Source organism: Pseudomonas sp. R11F (assembly GCF_050312575.1).
Taxonomy (GTDB): Bacteria; Pseudomonadota; Gammaproteobacteria; order Pseudomonadales; family Pseudomonadaceae; genus Aquipseudomonas; species Aquipseudomonas palleroniana.
The window spans coordinates 20,056-40,031 of sequence record NZ_JBNPJU010000054.1 but is presented as its reverse complement, the minus strand read 5'-3'; the positions used below and the strand labels follow the sequence as shown (position 1 = coordinate 40,031).

16 protein-coding genes are annotated in these 19,976 nt (G+C 59.9%); 7 read left to right on the top strand and 9 right to left on the bottom strand.

All coding sequences use genetic code 11. The annotated features are described in order from the left end of the window. Positions 1 to 4 precede the first annotated feature (4 nt). From nirB to cobA, 4 genes are read left to right on the top strand one after another with little or no spacing between them, the layout of a single operon-like run. Positions 5 to 2,458 carry a nitrite reductase large subunit NirB gene (nirB, locus tag ACQRBV_RS15200; RefSeq protein ID WP_411985826.1) on the top strand — a complete coding sequence of 818 codons (2,454 nt, stop codon included), beginning with the start codon at positions 5 to 7 and terminating at the stop codon, positions 2,456 to 2,458. Further along, positions 2,455 to 2,772, top strand: a complete 318-nt coding sequence (gene nirD, locus ACQRBV_RS15195) for a nitrite reductase small subunit NirD (protein ID WP_060756220.1) — start codon at positions 2,455 to 2,457, stop codon at positions 2,770 to 2,772. The genes nirB and nirD overlap by 4 nt, the downstream gene beginning before the upstream one ends. Next, positions 2,772 to 5,480 (top strand): molybdopterin-dependent oxidoreductase, encoded by a 2,709-nt coding sequence (locus tag ACQRBV_RS15190; RefSeq protein ID WP_411985827.1) that lies wholly within the window; start codon positions 2,772 to 2,774, stop codon positions 5,478 to 5,480. Before nirD ends, ACQRBV_RS15190 begins: the two co-directional genes overlap by 1 nt. Before the next feature lie 10 nt (positions 5,481 to 5,490). Beyond that, positions 5,491 to 6,234: a uroporphyrinogen-III C-methyltransferase gene (gene cobA / locus ACQRBV_RS15185; protein WP_411985828.1), complete on the top strand. Its 744-nt coding sequence runs from the start codon at positions 5,491 to 5,493 to the stop codon at positions 6,232 to 6,234. 61 nt (positions 6,235 to 6,295) lie between these two features. Here the strand turns inward: cobA and ACQRBV_RS15180 are convergent, their stop codons facing one another. The 8 genes from ACQRBV_RS15180 to ppsA form a co-directional block, all read right to left on the bottom strand. Next, positions 6,296 to 7,279 (bottom strand): OmpA family protein, encoded by a 984-nt coding sequence (locus tag ACQRBV_RS15180; RefSeq protein ID WP_090369289.1) that lies wholly within the window; start codon positions 7,277 to 7,279, stop codon positions 6,296 to 6,298. 107 nt (positions 7,280 to 7,386) lie between these two features. Continuing rightward, positions 7,387 to 7,977 (bottom strand): RNA polymerase sigma factor SigX, encoded by a 591-nt coding sequence (gene sigX, locus ACQRBV_RS15175; RefSeq protein WP_003193286.1) that lies wholly within the window; start codon positions 7,975 to 7,977, stop codon positions 7,387 to 7,389. 87 nt (positions 7,978 to 8,064) lie between these two features. Then, positions 8,065 to 8,889, bottom strand: a complete 825-nt coding sequence (locus ACQRBV_RS15170) for a mechanosensitive ion channel family protein (RefSeq protein WP_017527459.1) — start codon at positions 8,887 to 8,889, stop codon at positions 8,065 to 8,067. Between the two features lie 2 nt (positions 8,890 to 8,891). Further along, on the bottom strand, positions 8,892 to 9,137 hold the full coding sequence (locus ACQRBV_RS15165) for a hypothetical protein (protein WP_060756224.1): 246 nt from the start codon (positions 9,135 to 9,137) through the stop codon (positions 8,892 to 8,894). Between the two features lie 86 nt (positions 9,138 to 9,223). Then, entirely contained in the window at positions 9,224 to 10,219 is a 996-nt protein-coding gene (locus ACQRBV_RS15160) for a zinc transporter ZntB (RefSeq protein WP_090369287.1), read from the bottom strand. 24 nt (positions 10,220 to 10,243) lie between these two features. Then, positions 10,244 to 10,735, bottom strand: coding sequence for a ribonuclease E activity regulator RraA (gene rraA, locus ACQRBV_RS15155; RefSeq protein ID WP_017527456.1), 492 nt, complete (start codon positions 10,733 to 10,735; stop codon positions 10,244 to 10,246). Positions 10,736 to 10,965: 230 nt separating this feature from the next. Continuing rightward, a complete protein-coding gene (locus ACQRBV_RS15150; RefSeq protein ID WP_244700071.1) occupies positions 10,966 to 11,955 on the bottom strand; it encodes an alpha/beta fold hydrolase in 990 nt (329 codons plus the stop codon). 106 nt (positions 11,956 to 12,061) lie between these two features. After that, entirely contained in the window at positions 12,062 to 14,437 is a 2,376-nt protein-coding gene (gene ppsA / locus ACQRBV_RS15145; protein WP_060756227.1) for a phosphoenolpyruvate synthase, read from the bottom strand. A gap of 179 nt (positions 14,438 to 14,616) precedes the next feature. Here ppsA and ppsR point away from each other — a divergent pair, with 179 nt between their 5' ends. Then, on the top strand, positions 14,617 to 15,435 hold the full coding sequence (ppsR, locus tag ACQRBV_RS15140; RefSeq protein WP_003175525.1) for a posphoenolpyruvate synthetase regulatory kinase/phosphorylase PpsR: 819 nt from the start codon (positions 14,617 to 14,619) through the stop codon (positions 15,433 to 15,435). A gap of 155 nt (positions 15,436 to 15,590) precedes the next feature. Here the strand turns inward: ppsR and ACQRBV_RS15135 are convergent, their stop codons facing one another. Next, complete coding sequence (locus ACQRBV_RS15135) at positions 15,591 to 17,015, bottom strand: PLP-dependent aminotransferase family protein (RefSeq protein ID WP_060756228.1); 1,425 nt, start codon at positions 17,013 to 17,015, stop codon at positions 15,591 to 15,593. A 160-nt stretch (positions 17,016 to 17,175) separates the two neighbouring features. Here ACQRBV_RS15135 and ACQRBV_RS15130 point away from each other — a divergent pair, with 160 nt between their 5' ends. Continuing rightward, positions 17,176 to 18,069 (top strand): DMT family transporter, encoded by an 894-nt coding sequence (locus ACQRBV_RS15130; RefSeq protein WP_161549611.1) that lies wholly within the window; start codon positions 17,176 to 17,178, stop codon positions 18,067 to 18,069. A gap of 41 nt (positions 18,070 to 18,110) precedes the next feature. Continuing rightward, positions 18,111 to 19,973 (top strand): molybdopterin-synthase adenylyltransferase MoeB, encoded by a 1,863-nt coding sequence (gene moeB, locus ACQRBV_RS15125; RefSeq protein WP_104994519.1) that lies wholly within the window; start codon positions 18,111 to 18,113, stop codon positions 19,971 to 19,973. Positions 19,974 to 19,976 lie beyond the last annotated feature (3 nt).

The window sequence follows — 19,976 nt, the reverse complement described above, 5'->3', positions numbered from 1 at the left end:
CGACATGAAAAAACTCAAATTGGTCATGATCGGCAACGGCATGGCCGGGGTTCGCACCCTGGAAGAATTACTCAAGCTGAGCAGCGAGCTGTACGACATCACCGTGTTCGGCGCTGAGCCGCATCCCAATTACAACCGCATCCTGCTATCGCCGGTGCTCGCCGGTGAACAGACCTTCGAAGAGATCGTACTCAACGACCTGAGCTGGTACCTGGACAACGACATCAAGCTGCTGCTCAACCGCAAAGTGGTGCAGATCGATCGCGTCAAACGCATCGTCATCGCCGAGGACGGCACCGAGGCCGAGTATGATCGCCTGCTGATCGCTACCGGTTCCACGCCATTTATCCTGCCGATTCCCGGCAACACCTTGCAGGGCGTGATCGGCTATCGCGACATTGCCGACACCCAAGCCATGATCGACACCGCCAAGACCCACAAGCACGCGGTGGTCATCGGCGGCGGCCTGCTCGGCCTGGAAGCCGCCAACGGCCTGATGCTGCGCGGCATGCAGGTGACCGTGGTGCATATCGGCGAATGGCTGCTGGAGCGGCAACTGGACAAGACCAGCGGCCAGTTGCTGCAAACCGAACTGGAAAGCCGTGGCCTGGTGTTTCGCCTGTGCGAACAGACCCAGGCACTGCACGACGCCGGCAATGGTCGCGTCGGCTCGGTGCAGTTCAAGAACGGCGACATCATCCCGGCCGACCTGGTGGTGATGGCGGCCGGCATCCGCCCCAACACCGAACTCGCGGAAAAATCCGGCATCCCCTGCAACCGTGGGATTCTGGTCAACGACACCCTGCAAACCTATGACCCGCGCATCTACGCCATCGGCGAATGCGCCAACCATCGGGGTACCGCTTACGGCCTGGTCGCACCGCTGTTCGAACAAGCCAAGGTCTGCGCCAATCACCTGGCCCAACTCGGCTTTGCCACCTACAAAGGCTCGGTCACATCGACCAAGTTGAAAGTCACCGGTATCGACCTGTTCTCCGCCGGCGACTTCATGGGCGGCGAAGGCACCGAGACCATCACCCTCTCCGACCCGATTGGCGGCGTGTACAAAAAGCTGGTGATCAAGGACGACATCCTGGTCGGCGCCTGCCTCTACGGCGACACCGCCGACGGGGGTTGGTATTTCCGCCAGATCCGTGAGAACCACGCCATCGGCGAGATCCGCGATCACCTGATGTTCGGTGAAAATGCGCTGGGAGACGTCGGCCATCAAGGCCAGGACAAAGCCATGAGCATGGCCGACAACGCCGAAGTCTGCGGCTGCAACGGCGTGTGCAAGGGCACCATCGTCAAGGCGATTCAGGAACACGGGTTGTTCAGCGTCGACGACGTCAAAAAACACACCAAAGCCGCCAGCTCCTGCGGCTCCTGCGCCGGGCTGGTGGAACAGATCCTGATCAACACCGTGGGCGGCGCCGCCGACGTCAAACCCAAAAGCGAAAAAGCCATCTGCGGTTGCAGCGACCTCAACCACGGACAGATCCGCCAGGCCATCCGCGACCAGCACCTGCTGACCATCGCTGGCACGATGAGCTACCTGAACTGGCGCACGCCCAACGGTTGCGCCACCTGCCGGCCGGCGTTGAACTACTACCTGATCTCGACCTGGCCCGGCGAGGCCAAGGACGATCCGCAATCGCGCCTGATCAACGAACGTGCCCACGCCAACATCCAGAAAGATGGCACCTACTCCGTCGTCCCCCGGATGTGGGGCGGCGTGACCAATCCGTCGGAGCTGCGCCGTATCGCCGACGTAGCCGACAAGTACAACGTGCCGATGGTCAAGGTCACCGGCGGCCAACGCATCGACTTGCTCGGCATCAGGAAACAGGACCTGCCTGGCGTGTGGAAAGACCTCGACATGCCCTCGGGCCACGCCTATGGCAAATCCATCCGCACCGTGAAGACCTGCGTCGGCAGCGAGTTCTGCCGCTTCGGCACGCAGAATTCCACACAGCTGGGCATCGAGCTGGAGCACGACCTGTTCAATATGTGGTCGCCGCACAAGGTCAAGTTGGCCGTCTCCGGTTGCCCACGCAATTGCTCGGAAGCAGGCATCAAGGACGTCGGCATCATCGGTGTCGACTCCGGGTGGGAGATGTATATCGGCGGCAACGGCGGGATCAAGACAGAAGTCGCGGAGTTCTTCGTCAAGCTGAAAACCGCCGAAGAAGTGCGCGAGTACAACGGCGCGTTCCTGCAGTTGTATCGCGAAGAAGCCTTCTACCTGGAGCGCACCGTGCACTACCTGCAACGGGTCGGCATGGAGCACATCAAAAAAGCCGTACTGGAAGACCCGGCCCGACGCCGAGCGTTGAATGAGCGCCTGCAATTTTCGCTGTCGTTCGAACAGGACCCTTGGAAGGAGCGCCTGGAACAGCCCCAGTTGAAAAAGGAGTTCGAGGTCATCCCCGTCAAACAGCTGGAGGTGCCGGCATGAACTGGCTGGATATCTGCGCCCTCGATGAAATCAACGCCCTGGGCTCGCGCATCATCCAGGGGCCTAAAGGCGATATTGCGATTTTTCGTACCAGTGACGATGAAGTCTTCGCCCTCGACGACCGTTGCCCGCACAAGGGCGGGCCGCTGTCCCAGGGCTTGATCTACGGCAAACGCGTGGCCTGCCCGTTGCACAACTGGCAGATCGACCTGGCGTCCGGCGAAGCCCAGGCGCCGGATATCGGCTGCGCCCACCATCACCCCGCCCGCGTGGAAAACGGCCGGGTGATGCTGGCCCTGCGGGACGCAGGTTGATGAACCGCCAGGTTACCGCGTCCACCTGCTGTTATTGCGGGGTGGGTTGCGGCGTGCTGATCGAGCATGACGGCGTACAGATCCTCGGCGTGCAAGGCGACCCGAGCCATCCGGCCAACTTTGGCAAGTTATGCAGCAAGGGCGCCAGCCTGCACCTGACCGGTGACCTGGCTGCCCGCGCCTTGTACCCCGAACTGCGCCTGGGCAAAAACCTGGCCCGTGCACGCACCGATTGGGACACGGCCCTGGAACACGCCGCCAACGTATTCGCCGACACGATTGCCGAACACGGGCCGGACAGCGTGGCGTTCTACATCTCCGGGCAATTGTTGACCGAGGATTACTACAGCTTCAACAAACTGGCACGGGCGCTGGTGGGCACCCACAACATCGATAGCAACTCGCGGCTGTGCATGTCTTCGGCAGTGGTCGGCTACAAACGCAGCCTGGGTGCCGACGCACCGCCGTGCAACTATGAGGACCTGGAAAACAGCGACTGCGTCATGATCGTCGGCAGCAATATGGCCTACGCGCATCCGGTGCTGTTCCGACGCCTGGAAGAAGCCAAGGCGCGGCGCCCGCAGATGAAAGTGCTGGTGATCGACCCTCGGCGCACAGACACCTGCGATCTGGCTGACCTGCACCTGGCGATTTTACCGGGTACGGATGTGGCGTTATTCCATGGGATCTTGCATCTGTTGCTGTGGGAAGACTGGATCGACCGCGACTTTATCCAGGCCCATACCGAGGGGTTGGCACCGCTGAAGCGGCTGGTGCATGACTACACGCCGCAGATGGTCACGCAATTGTGCGGGATCAGCGTTGAGCAATTGCGCCTGTGCGCGCAATGGGTGGGTACCTCCAGCAGTTTCCTGTCGTTGTGGTGCATGGGGCTGAACCAATCCACCGCCGGCAGTGCGAAAAACAGCGCCTTGATCAACCTGCACCTGGCCACCGGGACCATTGGCCGGCCGGGCTGCGGCCCGTTTTCCCTGACCGGCCAACCCAACGCCATGGGTGGCCGCGAGACCGGTAGCTTGGCGAATCTGTTGCCGGGCCATCGTGACGCGGCCAACCCGCAGCATCGGGCCGAAGTCGCCGCGTATTGGGGGGTTGATTCATTGCCGGAGCCAACCGGATTGACCGCGATCGAACTGTTCGAGCAGATCCAGGCCGGCAAGATCAAGGCGTTGTGGGTTGCCTGTACCAACCCCGCACAATCGCTGCCGGACCAGAACCGCGTACGCGCAGCCTTGGCCGCTTGCCCGTTCGTGGTTCTGCAGGAAGCTTTTCGCACCACGGAGACGGCCGCTTACGCCGACCTACTGCTGCCTGCGGCCAGTTGGGGAGAAAAGGAAGGCACCGTGACCAACTCCGAGCGACGTATTTCCCACGTCCGCCAAGCCATCGTCCCACCGGGAGAAGCACGACCCGATTGGGCCATTACGCTGGATTTCGCACAGCGCCTGGAAAAGCGCTTGCGGCCGGGCTTGGCCAGCCTGTTTGCGTTCGAACAACCGGCACAGATCTTTGATGAATACAAAGGGCTGACGCGCCATCGTGATCTCGACCTTTCGGGTATCAGCCATGCCCTGCTCGACCGGATCGGGCCGCAGCAGTGGCCGTTTCCGACGGGCGCGCATGCCGGAACAACGCGCCTGTACAGCGATGGCGTGTTCCCAACCGATAGCGGGCGCGCGCAGTTTGTCGCTGATCCTTACCGCGCGGCCAAAGAGCAACGCGACGCCCGCTTCCCGCTGACCCTGATCACCGGCCGCCTGCGCGACCAGTGGCACGGCATGAGCCGCACCGGCACGGCGGCCCAGTTGTTTGGGCATGTCAGCGAAGCGTTGTTGGGCCTGCATCCGGATGAATTACGTCGCCATCGCTTGAAGGACGGTGATCTGGTCAGCCTGAAAAGCCGCCGAGGCAGCGTGATCGTCGCGGTCAGCAGCGATGACAGCGTGCGCCCGGGCCAGGCGTTCCTGCCCATGCATTGGGGCGACCGTTTTCTCAAGGGGGGCGTCAACACCCTTACGCAGCCGGCGTTTGATCCGTTATCGAAACAACCGGAACTGAAGCACAGCGGGGTGCGCCTGGAAGCGGTGCAACTGCCGTGGCAGTTGTTCGCGCTGATCGAAGGCAATGTGCAGCAACACTTTGAGGCGCTGCGCCCGCTATGCGAGGACTTTGCCTACGTCAGTTTGACTCTGGTCGGACGTGAACGCCCGGCATTGCTGGTGCGCGCCGCACATGGCGAGGCGCCCGACTTGTCACTGCTGACCCGTATCGACGCACTCCTCGGCCTCAATGACGGCCCTGTCATGGCTTATGACGACCCACGTCGCTCGATCGGCAAACGCGTGAAGATCGAGCAAGGCCGCATCACCGCCCTGCGCCTGGCAGGGGAAACCCTGGCGCGGCACTGGTTGCAAAGCCTGTGGCTGGAAGGTTGCGCCGATGACCAATTGCGGCGCTGGCTGCTGGCCCCATTAAGCGCACCGCCGGGCGGTGCGGCGGCCAGCCTCAAGACCCTGTGCAACTGCAAGAACGTCAGCGAAAGCGCGGTGTGTGCCGGCATCGCCCGCGGCCTGGGCCTGGAAGGGCTCAAACACGAGCTGGGCTGCGGCACCCAATGTGGTTCCTGTGTACCGGAAATCAAACGTCTTTTGGCCGGCAACCCGCAGCCATTCGCCATTAATGTGTGAGGAGAAGAACATGAACGCAAAAGTCTGGCTGGTGGGCGCAGGGCCTGGCGATCCGGAACTGTTGACCCTCAAGGCGGTGCGGGCCTTGCGTGAGGCGGATGTGGTGCTGATCGATGATCTGGTCAACCCACAGGTGCTGGAGCATTGCCTGGATGTGCGGGTGATCACCGTCGGCAAGCGCGGCGGCTGCCGTTCGACGCCACAGGATTTTATTCATCGCCTGATGCTGCGTTATACGCGCCAGGGAAAATGCGTGGTGCGGCTCAAAGGCGGCGATCCGTGCATTTTTGGCCGGGGCGGTGAAGAAGCGATGTGGTTGCGCGATCGCGGTGTCGATGTGGAGCTAGTCAACGGGATCACGGCAGGGCTGGCGGGTGCGACGAATTGCGATATCCCGTTGACCTTGCGCGGTGTGAGCCGTGGCGTAACGCTGGTCACGGCGCATACCCAGGACGACAGCAGCCTGAACTGGCGGGCACTGGCCGAGGGCGGGACGACGTTGGTGGTGTACATGGGGGTGGCGAAGCTGGAGGAGATTCGTCAGCAATTGCTCAACGGCGGCATGGCCGTCGATATGCCCGTGGCGATGATCGAAAATGCCTCCCTGCCCCAGCAGCGCGAATGCCGCAGCACGCTGGCGCGCATGCATTGGGACGCACAGGCATTTGCCTTGAAGAGCCCGGCGATTCTGGTGATCGGCAGCGTTGCCGCGGCTGCGCAGCCGGCGTGCATTGCCGTGCCAGCCAGCGCCTGAGGCATATATTGCAGGCGAAAAAAAACCCGGCCTGAGCCGGGTTTTTTCTACTACTCAGTAATTACTGAGCAGCTTGAGCTTCTACCGAGGCTTCTACGCGACGGTTGATAGCACGACCAGCTTCAGTTGCGTTGTCAGCAACTGGGCGGGATTTGCCGTAACCAACCGAGCTTACACGGTTAGGAGCAATACCGTCTTTGACCAGAACTTGCTTAACAGCGTCAGCACGACGCTGGGACAGCTTCTGGTTGTAAGCGTCTGGACCTACGGAGTCAGTGTGACCTTCAACCACGGTGGTGGTGTTAGGGTACTGCTTCATGAAGTCAGCCAGGTTTTTCACGTCAGCGTAGCTGTTAGGCTTAACAACGGACTTGTCGAAGTCGAACTTAACGTCCAGCTCAACACGAACAACCTGAGCAACTGGAGCTTCTGGCTCTGGAGTTGGCTCTGGAGCTGGTGCTGGGGTAGGAGCTGGAGCGACTGCGCCAGCGTTACCGCCGAAGTTCACGCCCAGGCCGACCAGTGCGGAGTAGTCCCACTTGCCGTTGTCCAGTGCGTAGTCAGCTTCAACACCGGCACGAGCGTACAGGTTGTTGGTGAAGTAGTACTTCACGCCAGCGCCAGCGATAGCCAGGGTGGACTGGTCGCGACCGCTGTGGCCGTCAGCTTTGACGTTGGTACGGCTCTGGTGACCGAAACCGCCTTCTACGTATGGACGCAGGCTGTCTACGCCAGCTTGACCGAAGTGATACTGGGCAACCAGGCTGCCGGTATCGCCTTTGATCTTCTGGTTACCAGTACCGTCGTTCGAACGGGTGTGGTTGGTAGTGTCGTAGGACAGGTTCAAGGACAGGTCGTCGGTCAGGAAGTAACCGATGCGAGCGCCAGGGTTGAAGCCGTCTTCGATGTGCTTAACGCTATCGTTGTACTGCTTCTTGTAGAACAGCTCGCCTTCAACTGCGCCTTGGCCTTGTGCCAGTGCGCCGAAAGAAGAAGCGGCAATAAGAGTACCAATGGCCAAGCCCAAGGTGTTTTTCAGTTTCATCCGTTAAATCCCCATCTGGTGATTGTAAAGCAGTCCCACAAACCGGGGGACAACTCGGCGACAAGTCTAACAGAACTTGCCTACACGTAAGAGATATTTGCCACGCACTAAGTTTCAGTCTCGCCCGCAAATTTCTCACGTAATTTATCAAGAGCACGCTTGTAACGCATTTTTGTAGCACTCAAACCCATATGCATGATGTCAGCGATTTCCTGAAACTCCAGCTCTGCGACAAATCGTAGCACCAGAATTTCACGGTCAATCGGGTTCACATGCACCAACCAGCGATCAAGTCCGCCCTTCTCCTCGGGTGCCGGCGCCTTCTCTTCAGACGCTTCCTCAAGGGGGTCAAGACTCAAAGCGTCCATCAACCGACGCTTTCGCCGCTCCTTACGATACTGCGTGATGCACTCGTTGTACGTGATGCTGTAGAGCCATGTCTTGAACTTCGATTTGCCCTCGAAGTTCTTCAGGCCATACAGCACCTTGAGCATCACTTCCTGACAGACATCATCCGCATCTCTATCGTTCCCTAAATACCTTGAACAAACGTTGAACAGAGTGCGTTGATACCTGCGCATCAATTCTTCGTACGCACGTGTTACGTGAAACAGCTCCGTGTGCGAGCGCGCGACCAACTCCTCATCAGAGAGCTCACGGGGGTCGTAGCGCGTAGACAGCGTTTGGGCTTTATTCAAAACAAGTCGTGCCGACAGTCAGGTCAATGTCCGCCACAATCCGGTCAGCCGGGTTTGCGGCGGCGTACATTAGCAGGATTTGCCGTATTAGCGGCTATTGACCTGCTGTTCCAGGAGAATCCGATTGGACAGCGACACCAGGTCGCCGTCATCGGTCAGCACCGTCGTCTTGACCGTGCCGATCTCCTCGATTTGCCCTTCAACCTCGCCAACACGCACGTGTTGCCCAACCTGATACAGCTCACGCACATAGATTCCCGCAAGAATCTGCCCGGCAATTTCCCGGCTTCCCAACCCCATTGCCAGCGCAACGGCCAGACCAACGGTAATCAAAACAATCACAATCACATGGTTGAGCAGGTCAGTCTTGACCTCCAACTGGCTGATCGCGACGGAAATACTGATGATGATCACCAGCCCCTGGGCGATTCGCCCCAGGCCCGCCGCGTAGTCCAGGCCCACGCCTTCAGCCGCTCCACGCACCAGCCCATTGGCCAGTTGTGCCAGCAGAACGCCCACCAGCAGCACCAGCGCGCCGCCAAAAACCTTCGGCAAATACAGCGCCAGCATGTCGAGCGTAGCTGAAACTCGCTCAAGTCCAAGGGATTGCGCCGCAGAAACCAGGAAAATCAGCAAAACAAACCAATAAACGATCTTGCCGATCAACGTGGAGATCGGCACTTGCAGCCCTGCGCGCCCCAGCAGTTTGGTCAGGCCGGTGCCTGCCATCAAGCGGTCTAGCCCCAATTTGGCGAGCAATTTGGACAGCAGGGTGTCGAGCAGCTTGGCCACGACAAAGCCCAGCAACACCAGAACCAGGGCACCAAACAGGTTGGGAATGAAATTCGCCACCTTGGTCCATAGTGCGGTCATCGCGGTGACCAGGCTCTGGGTCCAGAGATCAAGTTCCATATTCAATCAGCCTTATCAGCAGTGCGAGCAAGAGGTTCACGGCGGGAAACCGGCGACACATGGGCCGAACCATTGTTCAGGGCCATCATCAGCGCCGGCAACCAGCGACCCAACAGACCGAACAGGTCGCCCGCCCCTACCTGGCGGTTGGCGGTTTTCAAAACGCGGCCAAGGCAGGCATCGTCATCACGGTTGGATGGCGATGCATTGAGCATGTCACGCAAAGACTGTTCGAACGGATCGTGCATATAGACCTCTCGCAAGTGTTTTAAAAGACGAGGGTTAAATTCTTGGGGTCACATAAGACCCTTGCTGCGTTCAGGTCATATTCAGGTCAAACCCAGCGTAATCGTCGAAAAAGCCACCATTGCCCCAGTGCAACGGCCACCATCATCAAGCAGGCAATCAAGAATCCGTAGGGGTTTCCCGCAAAGGGTATTCCACCCACATTGATTCCCAGCAGGCCGGTCAAAAAACTCATCGGCAGAAAGATTCCGGTGATGATCCCGAAGCGGTACATGGTGCGGTTCATACGCACGCTCAAACGCCGGTCCTCGGTCTCAAGCACAAGCCCCACGCGCTCCCGAGCCAATTCGAGCTCTTCCAGGTAACGGGTCAGGCTGTTGTGTAATTCGTTCCAGTAGTCGGCGTCGTCATCACAAAACCACGGCAATTTGATGCGCGTCAGTTGCGCAAAAATATCCCTTTGTGGCGCCAGAAAACGCTTCAGCCCGGCTGCGCGTCGGCGAATCTGCAAGACGCTGCCATGCTCCGGAGTATACCGTTCGTCGGCATCGAGTTTTTCTTCCTCGGAATCGACGATTTCAGATAGATCCGTGACCAGATCCTGCACTTTATTGGTCAGATACTGCGCCATATAAAGGATGAGCTCGGACGCTGTTTTCGGCCCATTGCCCTCCGCCAATTGCACCAGCAACTCATCGGTGGCGCGCAACGGCCGCAGACGCAGGGAAATGACCCGGTCGGCCGCCGCAAAAATACGCACCGAGACCATGTCTTCAGGCTCGGCACCTGGATTGAGGTTGACCCCACGCAGGAACAGCAGCAATTCGGCATCCGGCAACGGCAACAGGCGCGGACGAGTGTTCTCCTCCAGCAGCAGGTCACAGGCAAACTCGCTCAGACCACTGGATTTACGCAACCAGGTCTGGGTCTGGGGGTGACTGCGATCCCAATGCAGCCACAGGCTTTCCTGGGGCTGCAAGTGCAAATCATCGAGCTCAGTCCGGGCAATCGAACGCGCACCGCCTTTACCGTCCAGCACCAGGGCATGTACCAAACCCCACTGCGCGTTTTCTTCCTCGAACATCCTGACCCCTATGGCTACTGCGGTTTATTCAGGCATTTTCAGCGGGCTGGGCGACACAATCACGCCGTTGTTGTCGGCGTAGATGTACTCACCCGGGCGGAATGTCACGCCCGCAAAGGTCACCACCACGTTCAGGTCGCCGATGCCGCGCTTGTCGGTCTTCATCGGATGCGACGCCAGCGCCTGCACCCCCAGGTCGGTCTGGGCGATAACGTCGACGTCACGGATGCAACCGTAGATCACCAGCCCTTCCCAACCGTTTTTCGCGGCTTTCTCGGCGATCATGTCGCCCAGCAACGCCCGGCGCAACGAACCGCCACCATCGACCACCAGCACCTTGCCGGCGCCTGGCTGGTCGGCCTGTTCCTTGACCAGGGAGTTGTCTTCAAAGCATTTGATGGTGACGATTTCGCCGCCAAAGGAGTCTCGCCCGCCAAAGTTGCTGAACATCGGCTCAACCACCTGCACCAGTTCCGGGTAGGCGTCGCACAGGTCGGGGGTCACGTAATGGTTCATCGAGAAACTCCTGTCATCAAAGTAGAGGTTCAACATCCCATGCTGTACATCAGGAAAACGCGCCACGACAGGCTTTCTTTAAAGACTGCGCGGTTGACGGCGGCCATGATCAGACCCGCTTGGCCGCAACGCAATACCCGTTGCGCGACTGAATATGACCAGAAGCGTTTAACGCGTCATATCTTAGCCGCAACCACTCACAAGTGAAACGCCCTTGGCAGAGCGCTTCGTCAAACCGCTGCGTCAACTTCGGACTGCGCGCCGGACAAAGGTGTCAGCGGGTCTCTCAACCAGCGTGCCACCAATGGCCAGACCTCGGCCTGCGCAGGCTTGCTGACCAGCATCTGCACATGCCCGAAATCACCGCTAAACCCTTGCTGACGCCCCAGGCAGAGGTACTGGCGATGTTCAGAGCCGACCTGCTCGAACAGCTTGCGGCAGGCCCAGTCCGGGTCTTGCCGATCACCCGCAGCGCTCACTGCCAGCAATGGCACATCAACCTCGGCCAAGCCTTTCCACCAGTCGCGCTCGGCATCGCCAAAGCGCCCGAACAGGCCATGCCAGCGCATGGTTTCAAGCATGATACCGATAGGCTCGTCTTCCGGGCCGCGCTTGAGCCTTGGGCCGGACAACTGGCCCAGGCGCTTCAAGATCAAGCGCGCGCCCCACTCCACCGCAGGGATTTTCAGCGGCCAGTAGGTGCGGCTGACCTGGCAACCAAACAATGCCACGGAAGCCGCTGCAGGTGCGCCCAAGTGCTGGCCACCCAAGGCCGCCGCCAGAGTCGTAGCGCCCAGGGAATGCCCGATCCAGTGGGGAATCTGCCCACTCTGCTCACGCACGAACGCGCCAATGGCCGGCACGTCGTAGCGCGCGTAATCGGCGACACGGTTTTTGGCGTAGTCGTGATTGCGCTTGGACAGGCCATGGCCACGCATTTCCGGGATCCATACATCAAACCCCTGGCGTGCCAGATAGGCACCCAGGCCGATACCTTTGGGCGAGTACCAGAAGCGCCGATTGGAAAAACTGCCGTGCAGCAAAATAATCGGCGCGCCCCGGTTTTCCGGGACATCAGCCAGGCCCAAGCGGGTCACGGCCAGCTCGACAGTACCGTCCGGGCTATTGCCGGGTTTGAGGCGATACACATCTTCACTCAGGTCGCCGCGACGTTCAGCGCTGATCAGGGCGACGGGAAACAGGTTGCTGCTGCTTTGCATAATGCTCTTGCACAAAAAAGGGCGGCGTCCGCAAGGATTCCCGCCCTGTACAGATAAGAATGCCGGTCACCCGCAACGAGTGACCGGCACTTTTGACGCGTCGACCTTAGGCGGACGCTTGGCCTTCAGCCAGGAAGAACCAGGTTTCCAGTACGGAGTCGGGGTTCAGCGAGACACTTTCGATGCCCTGTTCCATCAGCCACTTGGCCAGGTCCGGGTGGTCGGAAGGCCCCTGGCCGCAGATACCGATGTACTTGCCGGCCTTGTTGCAGGCCTGGATAGCGTTGGCCAGCAGCTTCTTGACCGCCGGGTTACGCTCATCGAACAAGTGGGCGATGATCCCGGAGTCACGGTCCAGGCCCAGTGTCAGCTGGGTCAGGTCGTTGGAACCGATGGAGAACCCATCGAAGAACTCCAGGAACTCTTCGGCCAGGATGGCGTTGGACGGCAGCTCGCACATCATGATCACGCGCAGGCCGTTTTCGCCACGGGACAGACCGTTTTCAGCCAGCAGGTCGACGACCTGGCTCGCCTCGCCCAGGGTGCGCACGAACGGCACCATGATCTCGACGTTGGTCAGGCCCATCTCGTTGCGCACGCGCTTGAGGGCACGGCATTCGAGTTCGAAACAGTCACGGAAGGTTTCGCTGATGTAACGCGAGGCGCCACGGAAGCCCAGCATCGGGTTTTCTTCTTCCGGCTCGTAGAGCTTGCCGCCGATCAGGTTGGCATATTCGTTGGACTTGAAGTCCGACAGGCGCACGATGACCTTTTTCGGGTAGAACGCCGCCGCCAGGGTGCTGATGCCTTCCACCAGCTTCTCGACGTAGAAGCCCACCGGATCGTTGTAGCCGGCGATGCGCTTGTCGACGCTTTCCTTGATCTCCAACGGCAGGCCGTCGTAGTTCAGCAGCGCCTTGGGGTGCACGCCGATCATGCGGTTGATGATGAACTCCAGGCGGGCCAAGCCCACGCCGGCGTTCGGCAGCTGTGCAAAATCGAAGGCGCGATCGGGGTTGCCGACGTTCATCATGATCTTGAACGGCAGGTCGGGCATGGCGTCGATGGAGTTTTGCTTGATGTCGAAGCCCAGCTCGCCTTCAAAGATAAAGCCAGTGTCGCCTTCGGCGCAGGACACGGTCACGCCCTGGCCGTCCTTGAGCAACTGGGTGGCGTTGCCGCAACCCACCACAGCAGGGATCCCCAGTTCACGGGCGATGATCGCCGCGTGGCAGGTACGCCCGCCACGGTTGGTCACGATGGCGCTGGCGCGCTTCATGACCGGTTCCCAGTCCGGGTCGGTCATGTCGGAAACCAACACGTCGCCTGGCTGGACTTTGTCCATTTCGGACACGTCCTTGATGATGCGTACCTTGCCTGCGCCGATGCGCTGGCCAATCGCACGGCCTTCAACCAGCACAGTGCCGGTTTCCTTGAGCAGGTAGCGCTCCATGACATTGGCCGACGTGCGGCTTTTCACGGTTTCCGGACGGGCTTGCACGATGTACAACTTGCCATCGTCACCGTCCTTGGCCCATTCGATGTCCATCGGGCACTTGTAGTGCTTTTCGATGATCATCGCTTGCTTGGCCAGTTCGCTGACCTCCTGGTCGGTCAGGCAGAAGCGCGCACGCTCGGCCTTGTCGACTTCAACGGTTTTCACCGAGCGACCGGCCTTGGCCTCGTCGCCGTAGATCATCTTGATGGCCTTGCTGCCCAGGTTACGGCGCAGGATGGCCGGGCGGCCTGCTTCGAGGGTGCCCTTGTGTACGTAGAACTCGTCCGGGTTGACCGCACCCTGTACGACGGTTTCACCAAGGCCGTAGGCGCCGGTGATGAACACCACGTCACGGAAGCCCGATTCGGTGTCCAGGGTGAACATCACGCCGGCGGTACCGGTTTCAGAACGCACCATGCGCTGCACGCCGGCAGACAAGGCCACCAATTTGTGGTCGAAACCCTGGTGTACACGGTAGGAAATCGCGCGATCGTTGAACAATGACGCAAACACTTCCTTGGCGGCCCGAATGACGTTTTCCACGCCACGGATATTCAGGAAGGTTTCCTGCTGGCCGGCGAACGAGGCGTCGGGCAAGTCTTCGGCGGTAGCCGAGGAACGCACGGCGACCGCCATGTCCGGGTTGCCGGCCGACAGGGCGGCGAAGGCGGCACGAATTTCTTCGTTAAGTTTCTCGGGAAACTCGGCTTCCATGATCCACTGGCGAATCTGGGCACCGGTCTTGGCCAGCGCATTGACGTCATCAACGTCCAGGGCATCCAGCGCGGCGTGGATCTGAGCGTTGAGGCCGCTCAGTTCGAGGAAATCGCGGTAAGCCTGGGCCGTGGTGGCGAAACCACCGGGCACCGACACACCAGCGCCTGCAAGATTACTGATCATCTCGCCGAGGGATGCGTTCTTGCCCCCCACGTGCTCTACATCATGGACGCCGAGCTTATCGAGGGAAACTACGTACTCTACCAAGGTGATCTCTCCACTAACTGTGTTGGAAAAGCTCAGGACGCTGGCGGCTCATAGAGGAGCAAACGCCTGCGCTTGTGGCCTGGACCTGGAAAATAAGTGAGAATGCGGCCCACTGCGGGACAGCAAAATCGCGCCTATCATATCCAAGATTCGCCATCAGCTTAAGGCCCAGGGCTCAAATGAAACGATCTGCTTTCTTTATTTCCGACGGCACGGGCATCACCGCCGAGACATTGGGTCAGAGCCTGCTCGCGCAGTTCGAAAACGTTACCTTCGCCAAATTCACGCGGCCCTATATCGACAGCGTGGATAAAGCGCGGGCCATGGTACAACAAATCAATCTGGCGGCTGAAAAAGACGGTTTCCGTCCGATCATTTTCGACACCATCGTGAATCAGGATATTCGTGAGATCCTGGCGACTTCGAATGGTTTCATGATCGATATTTTCTCGACCTTCCTGGCCCCTCTGGAACAAGAGCTGAGTGAACATTCCTCATACTCCGTGGGCAAATCCCACTCCATTGGGCACAACTCCAACTATATGGAGCGTATCGAGGCGGTGAACTTCGCCCTCGACAACGACGACGGCGCCCGCACTCACTACTACGACAAGGCCGACCTGATCCTGGTGGGCGTGTCGCGCTGCGGCAAAACGCCTACCTGTCTGTACATGGCCATGCAATTCGGTATCCGCGCCGCCAACTACCCGCTGACCGAGGACGACATGGAACACCTGACGCTCCCGGCTGCCTTGCGTGCGCACTCGCACAAGCTGTTCGGCCTGACCATCGACCCGGACCGTCTCACCGCCATTCGTAACGAGCGCAAGCCTAACAGCCGCTACTCCAGCTATGCCCAGTGTGAGTTCGAAGTGCGCGAAGTGGAAAATCTGTTCCGTCGGGAGAACATTGCGCACATCAATTCCACGCATTTCTCAGTGGAAGAGATCTCGGCAAAGATTCTGGTAGAAAAAGGCGTAGAACGCCGCTTCAAATAACCCCGCTGATGCTTGTAGTGAGCGGGCTTGCCCCGCGCTGGGTGGCGAAGCCGCCCCAACAAGGACGCCGCGGTGTTTCAGAAAAACCGAGGTATCTGGTTTTAGGGCGGCTTCGCCACCCAGCGCGGGGCAAGCCCGCTCACTACAATCAATGCCTACAGGTGAAAACGACCGCCGCCCTGGCCCAATGCGGTGGCCAACGCGTCAAACCCCTCTCGCAACAACTGATCATCCCCTGACGTATTGCAGATGCTCGCCCGAATGAACTGCGGCACTGCGGTTTGCCCCACCGCAAATGCCTCGGCCGTGGCGATCAGGTAGTTGTTCTGCTTGAGCTCCGCTTCGATTTCCGATGCACGCCACGGCTCCGGCACCTCGATCCAGAAGTGTGGGCTGTTGGGGTGGGTGCGATATTGCAGGCCAGCCAACAAACCTTGCACCAGCGCCTTGCGGCGGCTGATCTCATTGATCTGCTGGCGCAGCAGGTATTCCGCCGTGCCGTTTTCAATCCACTGGGTGGCCAGTTCCAGGGTCACCGGCGTGGCCATCCAGCAGGTAGAACGCAGCGCCGCCGAGATACGGCTGACCAGGGCCGGCGGCGCATGCACATAACCCACACGCAGCCCGGCAGACACAGCCTTGCTCAGACTGCTGATCAGAATCGTACGCTCAGGGGCGAAATAGCTGAGGGGCGGCGGCCGGTCTTCCACCAGCACACCGTGGGCTTCATCTTCAAGAATCAGCAGATTGTGTTCACGGCACACTTTGGCCAACGCTTCTCGACGCGCCACCGAGAGCACCGCAGTGGTGGGGTTCTGGATGGTCGGCGTGCAGTACAGCGCCGAAACCCGGTGATTACGACAGACTTCGTCCAGCGCGCTCGGCAGCACGCCCTCCTCGTCCATTTCCAGGCCGATGAGGCGGATGCCCAGCATGCGCGCGGCGGTAATGAGCCCCGGATAAGTCAGCTGTTCGGTGACCACTGTATCGCCGGCCCGTAACAGCGCCATCATCGAGCACAGCAAGCCATGCTGGCCGCCATTGACGCAAATGACCTGCTCGGGAATCGGGTGGAAATCGCGCTGCACCAGCCATTGCGCGCCGGCCTCGCGATAGCGTGGCAGGCCGGCGTCCGGCGTGTAGGCACTGATGTCCTGGAGGAACTTGGCGTTGGTCGACAGGGTTTGGAAGCTCTGGGCCAGGAACACCGTCTCCTGCCCGGGGATGTGCATGTTGCGGCTCATGTCGAAGTACTGGCGCGGCTCCTCGCTGAAGTTGCGAAAACCTTCATCGCGCTGGCGCTCCATCCCACGCTTGCGCACGAAAGTGCCGTCACCGACCCGCGCCACAACCAACCCCAGGCGTTCCAGTTCGCCGTAGGCCCGGCTGATCGTGCCGATCGTCACACCCAGGTTGTCGGAAAGCACCCGATGGGGCGGCAATTTTCTTCCTGGTTCAATCAAGCCTTCGAGGATGCCCCGTTCCATGACATCGGACAGGCGCTTGTACTTCACGCCCTGCCCGTTGGACAACCCCTCACGCATAATTGACACCATGTCAATATTTGTTTTGACAGCCATCTTTCGCCCTAATAGTGTGCTTTTACGGGTTCAATCGCCGAATTTTACAACTCATTACAAGCTCAATATAGAGTTCAATTCCGGCTCAGGGAAGCAATAAACGATGCCAATGTCCGCCGTTCTCGAAAACACCGCCAAGACCAAAACCCAAAAACAGTGGCTGGCCGGGTTGATCACCAGTGTGATGTTCCTGATCGTGTGCCTGAGCTGGGGCACCACGTGGCTGGGCATCAAGATCGCCGTGGAGAGCGTGCCACCGCTGACGTCCGCCGGCCTGCGCTTTCTGATCGCTTTCCCGTTGTTCCTGTGCTTTGCGCTGGTACGTCGCGAACCGATCCTGTTTCCCCGGGAGAGCCGCTGGTTCTTCGTGTTTGTGACCCTGTCCTATTTCAGCGTTCCTTATTACTTGCTCAACTACGGCGAGATGCACGTCTCGTCCGGCCTCACCGCTCTGCTGTTCAGCTGCATGCCGGTGTTTATCCTGATTTTCTCCGGGCTGTTCCTGCGCGAGCGCATCTACTTCTCCCAGGTGGTCGGTATCGGCATCGGCTTCGCCAGCCTGTACATGATCATCAAGAGCCAGGGCCTGCACCTGGACCACGCTGAATTCCTCGGCGTGCTGGCGATCCTGAGCGCGGCGATCATGCATGCGCTGTGCTATGTCATCACCAAGCAAAAAGGCAGCGCCATCAGCGTGATCACCTACAACACCCTGCCCATCGGCATCGCCGGGCTGATGCTGTTCGTCGCCGGCCTGTGGTTTGAGACGCCCACGTTTGACCAGATCACCCTGCGCTCCTGGGGAGCCCTGTTCTACCTGGGGCTGGTCGCGTCGGTGGGCGGGTTCATCGTGTACTTCATGCTGCTCAAGCGTTTGAGCCCGATCATCCTGTCGTTCGTGTTCATTATCTTTCCGGTGTTCGCGGTGATCATCGGCGCGTGGTACGAGGGCGTGGCGATTTCCCGGGACCTGATGCTGTACTCGGCCATTCTGCTGGCCGGCTTTGCAATCACCAAGTTGCCGATTGAAAAACTCCTGGCCAAGAAACCTTGAACGTCCCCCCGGCCCCTCAACATCAGCCACGCGAGAGAAACATGGACGTCCTGCGCCCAACCGCCCTGGAACAGATCTACGCCCACGCCAGCCGCAGCTACCCCGAAGAATGCTGTGGTTTTGTCTTCGCCGACGGCAGTGTGTACCTGGGCAGCAATATCCAGAACGAGCTGCATCGCAAAAACCCAGAGATGTACCCACGCAGCGCGGCCAACGGCTACACCTTTTCCGTAGCCGACACCCTGCTGATGAACAAGGCGTTTCGCAGTGATAACCCGGTGGTGGTGATCTACCACTCCCACCCGGATGTGGGCGCCTATTTCAGTGACGAAGACCAGGACAAGGCGCTGTTCCTGGGCGAGCCGATCTACCCCGTCAGCTATCTGGTGGTGGACGTTCGCCAGGGCCAGGCCCTGGGATCAAAGCTGTTTGCCTGGGATGGCAAGCATTTCGCCCTTAACCCTTTCAACGACCTGCACACGGAGTTGTCCATGAACGCTGTCTCTTTCCCCGACATTCTGGTTCGCGTGGCCAAGCTGCCGGAATCGACCCTTGAGGGCGCCGGATCGACATTGCGCGAAGTCATTGAAAACCTTTGCAGCCACTATCCACAGTTACGCGCGCATCTGTTTCATGAAAAAAACAACCAGCTCAAGGAGCACTTCCTGTTCACCGCCGAAGAAGAACTGATCGGTGCCGATGAGCCCCTGCCGGAACAGGCCAGGATCGAAGTGCTGTTGGCCACCTCCGGCGGCATGGATATCGATGCCCTGAGCAACGAGGAAGTGCAGCGCTACGTGCGCCACATCACCCTGCCCGGCGTCGGCCGCGAGGGCCAGCTGAAGTTGAAAAACGCCAAGGTGCTGATCATCGGCACCGGCGGCCTGGGCTCGCCCATCAGCCTGTACCTGGCGGCGGCCGGCGTCGGTACCCTGGGGCTGGTCGACTTCGATGTGGTGGAAAGCAGCAACCTGCAACGCCAGATCGTCCACGGCAACAGCACGCTGGGCATGCCCAAGGTCGAGTCCGCCCGGCAACGCTTGCTGGACCTCAATCGCCACATCCAGGTCAACGCCCACGACACTGCCCTGAATGCCGACAACGCCCTCGAGTTGGTGGGCGCCTACGACCTGGTGATCGACGGCACCGACAATTTCGACACGCGCTACCTGGTCAACGATGCCTGCGTGCAGTTGGGCAAACCCCTGGTGTACGGCGCCATCTACCGTTTCGACGGGCAAATCAGCGTGCTCAACTATCAAGGCGGGCCGTGCTACCGCTGCCTGTTTCCCTCGGCCCCTCCCGCGGAGCTGGCGCCCAATTGCAGCGCCGGCGGTGTGATCGGCGTATTGCCGGGGGTGGTGGGGATGATCCAGGCCACCGAGGCGATCAAGTTGTTGATCGGTATCGGTGAGCCCTTGTCCGGCCGCTTGATGCGCTTCGACGCGCTGGCGATGAAGTTCAGCGAAATCCGCTTCAAACGTCGCGCCGACTGCCCCTGCTGTTCGGACCTGCGCCACAGCGAAAGCGTCGCGCCGGCCGTCTGCGCCGACGCCATGCCGAGACGCCCCTCCCTGGCCGAAGAACGCTACATCAAGCCACGCGTACTCAAACAAGTGCTCGACCACCACCGCAGCGCCGACGTCCTGCTGGATGTGCGCGATGCCAGTGAACTGGAGGTGTGCAAACTGCCGGGCGTGGTGCACATCCCCCTGGCCGAGCTGGATGGGCAGCTCGACAGCCTCAGCCGCGACAACACCCACTACCTGATCTGCTACGCCGGCACCCGTGCCGAGCAAGCGGCAAGCACCTTGCTGGCGGCAGGTTTTGCCAATACCAAGGTCCTGCAGGGCGGTATGAAACACTGGGTGCGCGACGTCGAACCCGACATGCCGTTGTATTGATCC